Source organism: Celeribacter sp. HF31, assembly GCF_011806455.1.
Classification (GTDB): Bacteria; Pseudomonadota; Alphaproteobacteria; order Rhodobacterales; family Rhodobacteraceae; genus Celeribacter.
The window spans coordinates 326,167-338,594 of record NZ_JAATOT010000001.1; the positions used below are offsets into that span (position 1 = coordinate 326,167).

General features: G+C 60.8%; 14 protein-coding genes. 9 read left to right on the forward strand and 5 right to left on the reverse strand.

Annotated features, from left to right (window positions below; all coding sequences use genetic code 11):
• Nucleotides 1–56 precede the first annotated feature (56 nt).
• From HCZ23_RS01670 to HCZ23_RS01690, 5 genes are read left to right on the forward strand one after another with little or no spacing between them, the layout of a single operon-like run.
• Entirely contained in the window at nt 57–689 is a 633-nt protein-coding gene (locus tag HCZ23_RS01670; protein ID WP_167599953.1) for a VOC family protein, read from the forward strand.
• The gene (locus tag HCZ23_RS01675) at nt 686–1,189 is read left to right on the forward strand and encodes a GNAT family N-acetyltransferase (RefSeq protein WP_167599954.1); all 504 of its coding nucleotides are present in this window, start codon (nt 686–688) and stop codon (nt 1,187–1,189) included. The genes HCZ23_RS01670 and HCZ23_RS01675 overlap by 4 nt, the downstream gene beginning before the upstream one ends.
• Before the next feature lie 52 nt (nt 1,190–1,241).
• Nucleotides 1,242–1,925, forward strand: a complete 684-nt coding sequence (locus tag HCZ23_RS01680; RefSeq protein ID WP_167599955.1) for a molecular chaperone DjiA — start codon at nt 1,242–1,244, stop codon at nt 1,923–1,925.
• Nucleotides 1,925–2,983, forward strand: coding sequence for an endonuclease/exonuclease/phosphatase family protein (locus tag HCZ23_RS01685; protein ID WP_167600293.1), 1,059 nt, complete (start codon nt 1,925–1,927; stop codon nt 2,981–2,983). Before HCZ23_RS01680 ends, HCZ23_RS01685 begins: the two co-directional genes overlap by 1 nt.
• 31 nt (nt 2,984–3,014) lie before the next feature.
• Complete coding sequence (locus HCZ23_RS01690) at nt 3,015–3,308, forward strand: AAA+ family ATPase (RefSeq protein WP_167599956.1); 294 nt, start codon at nt 3,015–3,017, stop codon at nt 3,306–3,308.
• A gap of 3 nt (nt 3,309–3,311) precedes the next feature.
• Here the strand turns inward: HCZ23_RS01690 and HCZ23_RS01695 are convergent, their stop codons facing one another.
• The 3 genes from HCZ23_RS01695 to HCZ23_RS01705 form a co-directional block, all read right to left on the reverse strand.
• Nucleotides 3,312–4,877, reverse strand: a complete 1,566-nt coding sequence (locus HCZ23_RS01695) for a Ppx/GppA family phosphatase (protein WP_167599957.1) — start codon at nt 4,875–4,877, stop codon at nt 3,312–3,314.
• Between the two features lie 104 nt (nt 4,878–4,981).
• Nucleotides 4,982–5,665, reverse strand: a complete 684-nt coding sequence (locus HCZ23_RS01700; RefSeq protein WP_167599958.1) for a DnaA/Hda family protein — start codon at nt 5,663–5,665, stop codon at nt 4,982–4,984.
• A 2-nt stretch (nt 5,666–5,667) separates the two neighbouring features.
• Nucleotides 5,668–6,750 carry an AI-2E family transporter gene (locus HCZ23_RS01705; RefSeq protein WP_167599959.1) on the reverse strand — a complete coding sequence of 361 codons (1,083 nt, stop codon included), beginning with the start codon at nt 6,748–6,750 and terminating at the stop codon, nt 5,668–5,670.
• Nucleotides 6,751–6,920: 170 nt separating this feature from the next.
• On the opposite strand from HCZ23_RS01705, the gene proS reads away from it, so the two are divergent.
• The 4 genes from proS to HCZ23_RS01725 all read left to right on the forward strand — a co-directional run bounded on the left by proS (nt 6,921) and on the right by HCZ23_RS01725 (nt 11,011).
• Nucleotides 6,921–8,258, forward strand: coding sequence for a proline--tRNA ligase (gene proS, locus HCZ23_RS01710; RefSeq protein WP_167599960.1), 1,338 nt, complete (start codon nt 6,921–6,923; stop codon nt 8,256–8,258).
• A 140-nt stretch (nt 8,259–8,398) separates the two neighbouring features.
• Nucleotides 8,399–8,905 carry a DUF2937 family protein gene (locus tag HCZ23_RS01715; protein ID WP_167599961.1) on the forward strand — a complete coding sequence of 169 codons (507 nt, stop codon included), beginning with the start codon at nt 8,399–8,401 and terminating at the stop codon, nt 8,903–8,905.
• A gap of 122 nt (nt 8,906–9,027) precedes the next feature.
• Nucleotides 9,028–10,323, forward strand: a complete 1,296-nt coding sequence (locus HCZ23_RS01720; RefSeq protein WP_167599962.1) for a lipoprotein-releasing ABC transporter permease subunit — start codon at nt 9,028–9,030, stop codon at nt 10,321–10,323.
• Complete coding sequence (locus HCZ23_RS01725) at nt 10,316–11,011, forward strand: ABC transporter ATP-binding protein (protein WP_167599963.1); 696 nt, start codon at nt 10,316–10,318, stop codon at nt 11,009–11,011. Before HCZ23_RS01720 ends, HCZ23_RS01725 begins: the two co-directional genes overlap by 8 nt.
• On the opposite strand, the gene HCZ23_RS01730 is transcribed toward HCZ23_RS01725, so the two are convergent.
• Entirely contained in the window at nt 11,008–11,871 is an 864-nt protein-coding gene (locus HCZ23_RS01730) for a phosphotransferase (RefSeq protein WP_167599964.1), read from the reverse strand. The two genes, HCZ23_RS01725 and HCZ23_RS01730, sit on opposite strands and share 4 nt — an antisense overlap.
• A gap of 65 nt (nt 11,872–11,936) precedes the next feature.
• Nucleotides 11,937–12,371, reverse strand: coding sequence for a hypothetical protein (locus HCZ23_RS01735; protein ID WP_167599965.1), 435 nt, complete (start codon nt 12,369–12,371; stop codon nt 11,937–11,939).
• Nucleotides 12,372–12,428 lie beyond the last annotated feature (57 nt).

A 12,428-nucleotide genomic window follows, 5' to 3' on the forward strand; every position in this document is an offset into this window, starting at 1 on the left:
AGGTGCGTCATATGGAGATGGGGCCTTTTTTTAAGGTTTCAATAAGGACAAGGGCAATGACCTATCAGATTGATCATTTGGTGATTTCCGCGGGCGATCTTGAACAGGGGCGCGACTGGGCCGAGGCGCTTTTGGGCGTGCCTTTTGGGCCGCGTGGCATGCATAAAGATATGGCGACGGAAAACCGTCTGGTGGCGATGACGCGCCCGGATGGGCAAAAAGCCTATCTCGAAGTGATCGCGCCCGATCCGAAGGCCGAAAAACCGGATTTTCCACGTTGGTTCGATTTGGACAACTTCGGCGGGACGCCGAAACTCACGAACTGGGTCGTGGCCTGTGCCGATCTCGAAGAAGCCTGGGAGCGCGCGCCAGCCGATGTCGGTCGGATCATGTCGTTTCAACGCGGTGACTATGCCTGGCGGATGATCGTGCCGGAGAGTGGCATTTTGCCCTATGATAATTGCTTCCCGGCGCTGATCGAATGGCACTCGCATCACCCGGCGCCAAAGCTGCCGGACCCGGGGTTGGCCTTTCGCAGGCTGAAGATTTCGCACCCAGATGCAGACGGGTTGCGGGCCGCTCTTGCGCCTTTTGTCGAGGCGATGGAGAATGTTCGAATTGTACAAGCCCAAACGCCCGGTCTGACCGCCGAGATTGGCACACCCTCTGGGGAGATCTGGATCGCATGAGTGACACACCTTACCTGCGTGACGCGACACCTGCCGATGCGGACGCGCTCAAAGCCATCATGGCGCCAGTCATAGCTGGCTCGACGGCCTCGTTTTCCTCAGAAGAACGCGATGAGGCCGCTTGGGCCGAAATGGTCACGGATCGCTTAAACCGGGGCCGCGCCTTTTATGTCGCCGAACATCAGGGCGAGGTGGTGGGCTATGCCACTTACGACCAGTTCCGTCCCGGCAACAATGGCTACCGCTTTACGATGGAGCATTCCGTCTACCTCAACGACGCGGCGCAGGGCTTTGGCCTTGGACGGACGCTCATGTTGATGGTCGAACAACATGCGCGCGAGGCGGGGCATCATTCGATGATCGCGGCGATTGACGCCGACAACGCGGGTTCCATCGCTTTTCACAAGGCCTTGGGCTACGCGGAGGCCGGGCGCATCCCGCAAGCCGGGTTCAAATTCGACCGCTGGCTCGATGTGTTGTTCCTGCAAAAGTTCCTTTGACATCACGTATTTGTCGCGGGACTTGTCACGCCAAAATGGGTAAGCTCGCGACATGTCGATCTGGTCCAAAATCCTCGAGGCGCTCAAGGCGCTGCGTGCGGGCGAAAGCCTGTCGTCGGTCTTCGAGCAGTTCCGCTCGGACCCGGATCGGCGCGTAGGCTTTGCCATTGCGGTGATCGCCTTGGGCGCGAAAATGGCCAAGGCGGACGGTCTGGTGACCCGCGACGAGGTCACGGCCTTTCGCGAAGTGTTCCAGATCGCGCCAGAGGACGAAGCCGCCGCCGCCCGTGTGTTCAACCTTGCCCGACAGGACGTGGCGGGGTTCGAAGACTACGCCAAGAGCGTGAAAAAGATGTATGGCGCGGAATGCCGCCCGCTGATGGACATCATGGACGGGCTGTTTCACATCGCCATGGCCGACGGCGAATATCACCCCGGCGAGGACGCGTTTCTGATCCGCGTGGCGGAGATTTTCGACATCGAGGACCGTGCCTTTCGCGTGCTGCGCGCGCGCTACGTGCCCGATGCGGTGCGCGATCCTTACGATGTGCTGGGGGTTGATCCGAAGGCGTCTCTGGCGGAGATCAAATCGGCCTATCGGGCGCTGGTGCGCGAGACCCATCCCGACCGGATGATCGCCCGTGGTGTGCCCGAAGAGGCGGTGCAACTGGCCTCTGACCGGCTGGTGGAGATCAACGCGGCCTGGGAAGAAATCTCCGCGGAGCGCGCGGCGTGATCCGCATCGCGACTTATAATGTCGAATGGTTTGACAATCTCTTCGACCGGATGGGGCGTCCGCAGGCCGACGATAAATGGTCCGCGCGGCACAATGTGACCCGCGAGATGCAGCTTGAGGCCTTGGGCATCGTGTTCAACGCGATGGATGCCGATGCGATCATGGTGATCGAGGCGCCCGACACCAATCGCAAACGCGACACCCGACGAGCGCTTGAGCAATTCGCCGATTGGGCGGGGTTGCGGGCCATGGCGGTCGAGATTGGCTATATCAACGAGACGCAGCAAGAGATTGCCCTGATGTACGACCCGCTGGTGCTGCGCGCGCGGCATGATCCGGTCGGGGCGCCTGCGGATTTGGGCGATGACTTCGAGCCGCCTGCCTTCAATTCGATCTATCGTCTGGACCTGGACACCGACCGGGACCGCGAAGAGGTGCGGTTCTCGAAACCGCCGCTGGAACTGGCGATGGAGGTGCGCGAGACCGGGTTTGCCTTTCGCATGATCGGCGTGCATGTGAAGTCCAAGGCACCCCATGGCGCGCGGTCGCGCGACGATGTGATCCGCATTTCCATCGAGAACCGGCGCAAGCAATTGGCGCAATGCATCTGGCTGCGGGAACGCGTGGAGGGCCATCTGCGCGCGGGCGAGCCTTTGGTGGTGTTGGGGGATTTCAACGACGGGCCGGGGCTTGATGAATATGAAAAGCTCTTTGGGCGCTCAGGCGTGGAGATCGTCATGGGGCGCGAAGACCCGGATGTGCCGCCCGAGATGCGCCTGTCCGATCCGCATGCGACCGAGGCTCTGGCGCGACGTGGCAATCAGGGGCGGACCTCGGCGCGGTTTTATATCGACGAAGAAAAACGCTATCTCTCTGCGCTTTTGGACTATGTGATGGTGTCGCAGGATTTGAAACAGGGCGCGCGCTGGCGCATCTGGCACCCGTTCGACGACCCGGTCTGTTTCAACACGCCGGAGTTGAAAGAGGCGCTGCTCAAGGCGTCGGATCATTTCCCGGTGACGGTCGATCTGGAGCTGTCTGTGACCGGGCAGGGGTGAAAAACGGCGGGGGAGGCGTTATATTGTGGCTATGAAAAAGATTGCGCTCATCCCGATGCTCTTCCTCGCCGCGCCTGCGCTGGCCGAGGATGCGCCCTCTGACGCAGAAGAGGGATGGAGCCTTCTGCGCGAAGGCTCGAAACTGTTGCTTGAACATCTTTTCGAGGAAATGGGACCGGCGCTCGACGAGCTCGAGGGCTATGTCGATGACCTCAATGCCTATGAGGCGCCGGTGATCCTGCCCAATGGCGATATTCTGATCCGGCGCAAACCTGAGGTCACGCCGGAAGAGCCGAGCATCCCCGATGAGGGCATCGAGCTTTAAGGCTCAATATCTAAGGTGACGCACTTCGGTCTTGGCGCCGAGACTGTTGGCCAAGGATTGGAACCGCGCGTTGGTAACCTCGCCGAACAGGTCTTCGGCCTCGGGGCGCAAGGACAGCACCAACTCCTTTTTCTTCGGAAAATAGGCGATTTTGGCCAAATCCGTCGGCACATCGACAGAGAACATCGCGCCGAACCGCATCGCCTTGCCAAGCACCTCGGCATCGCGGATTTCCTTATCCGAGAGCATTTCGATCAGATTGGCAAAGGGCGTGTTGTCGCGCGAATTCTTGTAGCGGTGCAACAGGGCAAGGCCTAAGAAAATCCGTTCCTTATGGGTCAGACCGCCCAGGTTGGCCCGCGTCGCATTGTCGAAACAGACCTCGGCGCGGTAGTCGGGATGCGCGCGCCAGGTGACGTCATGCAACAGGCAGGCGGCGCGGATCAGCCGCATCTTTTCGTACTGCCGCGCCTTGAAAATCGGCTCGATGAAGGTGTGGAGCTGCTTGCCGAAACCGGGCAGGCGGGCGTCTTTCATCTCAGAGAACCGACAGGCCTCGATCAGCGGATCGCGGGCGCGCACGCTTTGCGGCATTTGCTCGTAAAGCATGCCTTCGCGGATGCCATAAGACGAGACGCAAATCTCTTTCGGATGAAAGGTCCGCACCAGTTGGCGGAGCACTTCGGAGGCAATCGGCACCAAGGACATCCGGCTCGACGAGGTGCCGGTTTTGGCGCGCAGCTCATCCATATCGCTTTTGCGGATGAATTTGATCGTGTCGGTGACAGATCGGCTCGACATCCGATATTCATGCAAAACGTGCAGCGGGTAATTGCGCCGCTCCATATCGATCCGGGCAATCGCGCGCCAGGAGCCCCCCACAAGGTAGATGCGCGGATGCGCGGTGCCCATGGTCTCGGCGAGCTCTTTCATGATCGGCGCGATGTGATCTTTGAGACCTTTACGCCCGCCTTTGAGGCCCTGAAGTTTCAGAGGGCCCAAGGGCGAGGTCACGCGTTTGCCGACTTCGCCGTTCGAGACCACGGCCAGCTCCATCGACGAGCCGCCAATGTCACAGACGAGACCATCCGCCTCGGGCCAGCCCAAAAGCACACCCTGCGCCGAGAGCCGCGCCTCTTCCTCGCCATCGATCACCCACAGGCTGAGGCCAGTCTCCCGCTCTATGTCCTCCCGAAAAGCAGGACCGTCCTCAGCCTCCCGCACCGCAGCGGTCGCAACCGCCGTCAGTGGGGGAATGCCCATACCTTGCGCCAGTTTCTGAAACCGGCGGATCGCGGACATGGCGCGGACCTTGCCCTCGGGGTTGAGCCGCCCGGTTTCCCGCAGGCCAGCGCCCAGCCCACACATGATTTTCTCATTGTAGAAATAAGCCGGGCTGCGCGCAGCCCCATCAAAGACCACCAAACGCACGGAGTTCGAGCCCACATCGACCACGCCGACCCGCGACAGGGCACGGGCCTCTTCGTCGAGAAACAGGGGACGGCCAAAGACGCCCCAGTCCTGTGTCTCGGTCGGGGTTCCCGTCGCGGAGTGCGAAAGATCGGTCATGGTGTGTGGCCTATGTTTATCGTCGCAGGTGCCAGTCTGACACACTGGCCTCGCGTTCGTAAATCGCATGGATTTTGGGCAAAATCCAGCGCCTTTTGGGGCGCTTACGTGTCGGAAGGAAAGAGGCTCTGGGCCAGACCGCGCGAAATGGGCTTGCCGGCCCGAAGCGCTTCGCGGTCGAGCGTCTCGACCATGTCGCGCACGGCACCCGCCGAACGTTCCATGCGTTTCACGAGCCAGGGGATGAGCGCCACGGGGACGGTGATCTGCCGGTCCTCGAATTGTTTGACCAGCATGGCCATGAGCAACATGTCATCGGGCGGATCGATCCGGGTCACGGTGGTGCCCTGCATCCGAGACGCCAGATCGGGCAGGGTGAGCGCCCAATGATTGGGGGCGGTGCGCGCAGTGACCAAAAGCCGCCCGCCCTCGGCCAAGGTCAGGTTGTGCAGGTGAAACAGCGCATTTTCCGCCGCTTTCGGATCGGGCAATTCTGGCAGGCGGTCGGCGTCCTCGACCACGACAGAGCGCTGGGTCGCCAGAGCAGGAATATCGGCCTCGCTCAATTCGGCGGCGGAGACGATCACGCCCTCATGCTCGGCGGCAAACACATGCGCCATATGGGTCTTGCCCGACCCGGCGGAGCCAATGAGGACCAGTTTGCCCGAGGGCCAAGTGGCCACGGAATCGAGGGTCGCGATGGCCATGGCATTCGACGGTGCGACGAAAAACGTATCGCGCCCAAGCACCTCGCGGGTGGGAAGATCGAGAATGAGCTGTTCGGCCATGGTCAGACGTCTTCTGTCTCTGGCTCTTCATCGGCGCTGAGGCCACGATAGAGCCGACTGTCCTGATATCGGTCGATGCCAAAACGCGCCACGACGCCCAAAGCGGCGGCGACTGGCACGGCGATCAGCATGCCGACAAAGCCGAACAAAGTGCCAAAGGCGGAGAGCGCAAAGATCAGCCAGACGGGATGCAATCCGATGGAGGAGCCGACGAGGTTCGGGGTCAGGATATTGCCCTCGACGAATTGGCCGATGGCGAAGATCGCGACCACGGCGGCGATCCATTGCCATTCGCCCCAAAACTGGAACAGCGCAAGGCCGATGGACAAAAGCCCACCCACGATGGCCCCGACATAGGGGATAAAGGTCAAAGCCCCCGCCACAGCCCCCGCGACGAGGCCGAATTTGAGGCCCACGAGCATGAGACCTGCGGCGTAAAACGTGCCGAGGATAAGGCAAACGGTGCCTTGGCCCCGGATGAAGGAGGCCAAAGTACTGTCGATGTCAGAGGCGAGGCGACGGATGACCGGCGCGTGATCACGCGGCAAAAGCCCGTCGATCTTGGCAACCATACGGTCCCAATCCATCAACAGATAAAAGGTGATCACCGGCACCAGAACCAACAACATCACGACGTTGAAGAGGCTCATCGCAGAGGCCAGCGCACCGGAGAGCAATTCGCCACCTTTCGACTGAATCGTCTCGCCGATCTTGACAAGGGTCTGACGCAGCTGGCTGCCTTCATCGAGGAGGGTGGGGAATTTCTCGGTCAGGAAATTCTGGAGATTGTTGATCAATTCGGGCGCGATATTGACCAGATCCGTCGTCTGATTGATCAGCGTCGGAATGACCAGAAGCGCGATAAGCACAAAAAGCACCGCTGCGACCAAGGTGATCACCACCGTGGCGGCAATGCGGCTAAAGCCCCAGCTTTCCAACTTGTCGGCGACAGGATCGAGCATATAGGCCACCGCCATGCCCAGAACAAAGGGTAGGATCACATCGCCCAAAAGCCACAACACCGCGAGGAACACCGCCGCAGCGACACCCCAATATTTCATCTGATCGCGAACCGGTAGTGCCATGACGCCCCTTTGCCTTTTCCTCCATATCGCCCGTGCCGACATGGGTTTCAAGGGGAAGAGGCCGCGAGCGCCACGCCGCTTTGAAGATCGCGGAAAACTTGCGCAGTCTTGTTTGTGCTCTGGCGATCGCTTAGACCGATGCAAACACTGATCACTTGAGGGCTCCGCCTATGCGTTTGTCGCGCTATTTTCTTCCGGTTTTGAAAGAAACCCCGTCCGAGGCACAAATCGTGTCGCACCGTCTGATGCTGCGCGCCGGCATGATCCGCCAGCAATCCGCTGGCATCTACTCCTGGCTGCCGCTGGGCTATAAGGTGCTCAAGAATATCGAGCGGATCGTGCACGAAGAACAACAGCGCGCGGGGCACATTCCGCTTTTGATGCCGACGCTGCAATCGGCCGATCTGTGGCGCGAAAGCGGGCGCTATGATGCCTATGGCGAGGAAATGCTGCGGATCACCGACCGGCATGGCCGCGATATGCTGTATGGGCCCACCAACGAGGAGATGATCACGGACATCTTCCGGGGCTATGTGAAATCCTACAAGGACCTGCCGCTGACGCTCTATCACATCCAGTGGAAATTCCGCGACGAGATCCGTCCGCGTTTCGGCGTGATGCGGGGCCGCGAGTTCTTCATGAAAGACGGCTATACCTTTGATTTGACGATGGAAGACGCGCTCCACGCCTATAACCGTCACCTCGTGAGCTACCTGCGCACCTATGAGCGCATGGGGCTTCAGGCGATCCCGATGCGCGCGGACGGTGGGCCGATCGGGGGCGACTACACCCACGAGTTCCTCGTGCTGGCCGAGACCGGCGAATCCGAAGTGTTTTACGACAGCGAGATCACCGATCTGAAATTCGGCGACCGCGAGATCGATTATGATGATGTCGCACAATGTCAGGCCGTGCTCGAAGAATTCACCTCGCGCTATGCCCGCACCGACGAAACCCATGACGAGGCGATTTTTGCCGAGGTCCCCGAAGAGCGCCGCCGCAGCGCGCGTGGCATCGAAGTCGGTCAGATTTTCTACTTCGGCACGAAATACTCCGAGTCCATGGGCGCCACCGTCCAAGGCCCGGATGGCAAACCTGTGCCCGTGCACATGGGCTCGCATGGCATCGGTGTTTCTCGCCTGTTGGGCGCCATCATCGAAGCCAGCCACGACGACAAAGGCATCATCTGGCCGGAGGGCGTGACGCCCTTCCACGTTGGCATCGTCAACCTGAAACAGGGCGACGAAGAGGCCGATGCGGCCTGTGAAGCGCTCTATAAGTCCTTCGAAACATTGGGCCTTGAGGCGCTTTACGACGACCGTAACGAACGTGCGGGCGGCAAATTCGCCACCATGGACCTGATCGGTTTGCCGTGGCGCATCACCGTCGGTCCGCGCGGCCTCAAGAACGGCGTGGTCGAAGTGACCTGCCGCAAGACGGGCGAGAGCGAAGAGATGACGCCGGAGTTGGCGGTCGAGAAAATCGTGAAAATCTACGCGGGTCTCTGATCGATCTATCGGCGAGTTTTCGCGAGACTTTTAAAAAACGGGGGCGGGGCATTTGTGTCTCGCCCCCGAATCCTTTTAGCCTCTTCGCCATAGAATTTCCGCGTCAGACGGAAACCGCAGCAGACGGATGAGAGGCAAATATGTTGAGAGCACTCGCCCTTTCGGGCGGCCTGTTGGGGGCCGCCATTGTGTCCCAGTTTCCTGAGTTCACCCAGCAATACACACAACGCTTAGGCGGTCAGGTCGAGGCCCTGCAAACGGTCATCGCCGATTTCGACGCATCTGCCACTCGCGCCGAGATGACGCGTGAAGAGGCGTTGGCCTCCATGGGCGGCTCGGTGTTTCTCGAAAACCGCCGCCGCGATATGCGCAACACCATCGACCGCCACGCGCGATTGTCGGAGGACCTGTCTGTGCTGAAAGAGGCCACGCCTCTGGAGCGTCTGACCATGCCGCAACGCGTCGCCGACACGGTGCTGGCGCGTGCCACCTATGATGATTTCCGCCCCGCGCTTCCCCTGACGCTTGAGGGCGGGATTTCCGCGCTTGTCGGCTATCTGGGCGGCTGGCTGGCGGTCAGCGGCGTGTTGGCGCTTTTGGCCTGGCCCTTCCGTCGGCGCAAATCGCAGGCCGGTCTCACGTTTTAATCCGTTTCCCTCACGCGGCTTTCATCGCGTTTCATCGCAACAGGCCGCGTATAGGGCCGGGCAGCGCTTGACCTTTGCGCGCCCAAAGGGTTTGGTCTGGCAAAGTTTTCAGGAGCCTTTTCGTGGACGCCGCCAGAACGACCAAGCCCTTTTCCCGCTTCGAGTGGAAAATCGCCTTTGCCTACCTGCGCGCGCGGCGCGAAGAGGGGGGCGTGTCCGTGATGACTTGGATTTCGCTGATCGGCATCACTTTGGCCGTGGCGGCCTTGATCATCACGCTCGCCGTGCGCACCGGATTTCGCGCCGAATTCGTCGATACGATCCTGGGTTCCAACGCCCATGTGACCGTCTATTCCTCGATCTATGTGACCGAAGACGGCACCACCTCGCGCGCGCTCACCGATTACGACGGCTGGGCCGAAAAACTCCGCGCCGTGCCGGGCGTGACCCGCGCAGCACCTTTGGTGCGTGGTCAGGTCATGGTCTCGTCGCGCGGCACCAATGCGGGCGTCGAGGTCTACGGGATTTCGCCCGAGGACCTGATGACCATCCCGCGTGTTGCGATCGAACCCGATCAACATTGGGGCGACGTGACACGGTTTTCCGAGGGCATCGCCATCGGCTCCGGCGTGGCGCGTGATCTGGGGGTCACGGTGGGCGACAGGATCAAGCTGATCTCCCCCGATGGCGCCAAAACCGCCTTTGGCACAAGCCCGCGTGTGTCCTCTTTCGAGGTCGTCTATGTCTTCTCTGCCGGGCGCTATGATATTGATAAGACACGCGCTTACCTGCCCTTTGCCGAGGCGCAGAAGTTCTTTAACCGCGAGGGGGCGGCAGATGAGATCGAGGTCATGGTCGAGCATCCCGAAGCGGTGGACGACATGGCGATCCCTTTGCTGCAAGCGGTGGGCGAGCACGGCATGGTCTGGACCTGGCGCGATGCTTCGGGGTCGTTCCTGCGCGCCTTGGACATCGAGGACAACGTGATGTTCGTGATCCTCTCTGTGCTGGTGCTGATCGCCGCGATGAACATCGTTTCGGGCCTCATCATGTTGGTGAAAAACAAGGGCCGCGACATCGGCATCCTGCGCACGATTGGCCTGACCGAAGGCTCCATCCTGCGCGTTTTCTTCATCTGCGGGGCGATTACGGGCGTCTTGGGCACGCTCTTTGGGGTCCTCCTCGGGTCGCTTTTTGCGATCTACATCGATCAGGTGCTGAGCTTTGTGAACTGGCTCAATGGCGGTGGGGCATGGGATCCGTCGATCCGTGGCATCTATGAACTGCCCGCGGAACTGCGTGCTGTCGATATTCTCAAGGCCGTGTCTTTGTCCTTGGGCCTCTCCTTCATCGTGACCATTTTTCCGGCCCGCCGCGCGGCCCGCATGAACCCCGTGGAGGCGCTGCGCTATGAATGATCAAACTGCGCGTGAGATGTTGTCCCTGACGGGCGTCGCCAAGACCTATAACGCCGGCAAACCCAACGAGGTGGACGTGCTGCGCGGCATCGATCTATCTGTTTCCCGTGGTGAGATCGTGGGCCTTATCGCGCCCTCGGGCGCTGGCAAATCCACGCTTCTGCACATCGCCGGACTTTTGGACCTTCCCGACAGCGGGTCTGTCAAAATCGCGGGTCAGGAAATGACGGGTCTCGCAGACAAGCCCCGCACCGCTATGCGCCGCGCGGGCGTGGGATTTATCTATCAGTTCCACCACCTGCTGCCGGAATTCACCGCGCTCGACAACGTTATCCTGCCGCAGCTCGCCAATGCCGTGCCGGAGGCAGAGGCCTCGGAGCGCGCCATGGGATTGCTGGAAAAAGTCGGCGTCGGCAAACGCGCCGAGCACCGGCCTTCGGCGCTGTCGGGGGGCGAGCAGCAACGCGTCGCTTTCTGTCGCGCTTTGGCGAACAGGCCGGGGCTGTTGCTGGCGGATGAGCCCACCGGCAACCTTGATCCGACGACCTCGGCTCTGGTGTTTGAGGTTTTGATGGGGTTGGTGCGCGACGAGGGGCTTTCGGCGCTGATCGCCACGCACAACCTTGAATTGGCGGCGAAAATGGACCGTGTGGTGCGGCTTGACGCCGGGCAGGTTGTGCCGGTTTAAAGGCCTAAAAACCGCGCGCGTTCGTGTCCGTGTTTCAACCCGCCTGAGGCCTCGATGTTTTGTGCCAACGCCACCCCGTAATAGATCGGAAAAGCGCGCGCGTCGTCCGGCAAGAGGCCCGCCAAGAGCGGATCGGTGATGCGATCCGTCAGGCCGCTTTCGCTATATTCGGTCAACTCGCGCGCAAACCGGGCGAGGTCTTCCACCACGGGATAATTGCGCGGTCCGGCGAGGTCTATGGCTGTCACGCTGTCGCCATCGAGCATTAGGTTCGGAGGCCATAAATCGCCGTGGCCCGCCGACCAGGTCAGAGCATCTGGTGCCTGAAACAACAGCGCGCGCGTGCGTTCGGCGACATCGGCGGCGATGCCTTGTGACAGGGCGTCGAGCTGTTTCGCGATCCGGGTGTGGGGGAAGGGTTTCACCTCTTTGTGCAATCCGCTGGCGGCGGTCATCCAGAGCTGAGCTGCCCGTGCGACGCGTGGAAGAGCCGCTTCGCCCTCGCGTCTGAGAATTTGACGCGCGTTTTCGCCGGGGACGCGGGCGATCACAAAAAAACCTGCCTTGGGCGCGACGTGCAGGACCTCTGGCACGCGGGCTTTTGCGTCATCCCGGTTGAGATGGTCGCCCATCTCCTTGAGGGCAGCGCTTTGCCCGGTCACGGCATTGGCCCGATTGTCGTGCCAAATCTGTTTGGCAATCGCCGCGCGCCCGTCCCAAGTCAGACGATAGGTGGCGCGCTGGCTGATGGATTGGATCAGTTCGATATCCGTGGCCCGCGCCGCCAGATGCGGACGGTCTTGAAACAGTCGGGCGAGGTGGTCAGCGGCGATTTCATCTTGATTTACAGCACGGGACATGGCGCGACTATGGCCTTGACGGGCCGTAGCGTCAAAAGGCTTTTCACGTCGCTGCGATCACGGCCTCAGTTGCTCACGATGTTGTTGTAAATCCCCATCGCGGTGATCACGATGGCCGCATCGCGGGCGATTTTATAGATCGTATCGCCGGAAATGGCGTAGCGGTCGCGGCCCGGATCGGGCAGGCCATACCGCCCGTAATCGCGCAGGATGGTGTAACCTTCGGGCAGGCGGTCGCCTTTGGCGAAACCTTTGTTTTGGGCGCAGTTCTTGGCGATGCCGGGGGGCAGGGAGGTGCGCTTGCCCTCACGGATTTGCTGTTCAATCCCGGGCGGCAGATCGCAGCCCGCCGGGATGTGGACGTGGACATAGCCGGGGGTGCCGTTGCCATTTCCATTGCCGTGCCCGTTGTCGTTTTTGGCCTTGTTCGGATTGGCAAAAGCCGGGCTTGCCGCCAAAAGCGTGAGGGTAATGAGAGTTGTGGTTTTCAAGCGGGTCATATGCGCCTCTGAATTTGTTTTCAGAGAGTATAACGCGGGGGGAAAGGGAAGGGTTCC

What these genes read in the sequence shown, in the direction of transcription:
- HCZ23_RS01700 (WP_167599958.1), bottom strand. Translation starts at nt 5,665, where the DNA reads ATGGCCGAACAGCTCATTCTCGATCTTCCCACCCGCGAGGTGCTTGGG.
- HCZ23_RS01735 (WP_167599965.1), bottom strand. Translation starts at nt 12,371, where the DNA reads ATGACCCGCTTGAAAACCACAACTCTCATTACCCTCACGCTTTTGGCG.
- HCZ23_RS01725 (WP_167599963.1), top strand. Translation starts at nt 10,316, where the DNA reads ATGAATGATCAAACTGCGCGTGAGATGTTGTCCCTGACGGGCGTCGCC.
- HCZ23_RS01695 (WP_167599957.1), bottom strand. Translation starts at nt 4,877, where the DNA reads ATGACCGATCTTTCGCACTCCGCGACGGGAACCCCGACCGAGACACAG.
- HCZ23_RS01690 (WP_167599956.1), top strand. Translation starts at nt 3,015, where the DNA reads ATGAAAAAGATTGCGCTCATCCCGATGCTCTTCCTCGCCGCGCCTGCG.
- HCZ23_RS01670 (WP_167599953.1), top strand. Translation starts at nt 57, where the DNA reads ATGACCTATCAGATTGATCATTTGGTGATTTCCGCGGGCGATCTTGAA.
- HCZ23_RS01715 (WP_167599961.1), top strand. Translation starts at nt 8,399, where the DNA reads ATGTTGAGAGCACTCGCCCTTTCGGGCGGCCTGTTGGGGGCCGCCATT.
- proS (WP_167599960.1), top strand. Translation starts at nt 6,921, where the DNA reads ATGCGTTTGTCGCGCTATTTTCTTCCGGTTTTGAAAGAAACCCCGTCC.
- HCZ23_RS01730 (WP_167599964.1), bottom strand. Translation starts at nt 11,871, where the DNA reads ATGTCCCGTGCTGTAAATCAAGATGAAATCGCCGCTGACCACCTCGCC.
- HCZ23_RS01675 (WP_167599954.1), top strand. Translation starts at nt 686, where the DNA reads ATGAGTGACACACCTTACCTGCGTGACGCGACACCTGCCGATGCGGAC.
- HCZ23_RS01705 (WP_167599959.1), bottom strand. Translation starts at nt 6,750, where the DNA reads ATGGCACTACCGGTTCGCGATCAGATGAAATATTGGGGTGTCGCTGCG.
- HCZ23_RS01680 (WP_167599955.1), top strand. Translation starts at nt 1,242, where the DNA reads ATGTCGATCTGGTCCAAAATCCTCGAGGCGCTCAAGGCGCTGCGTGCG.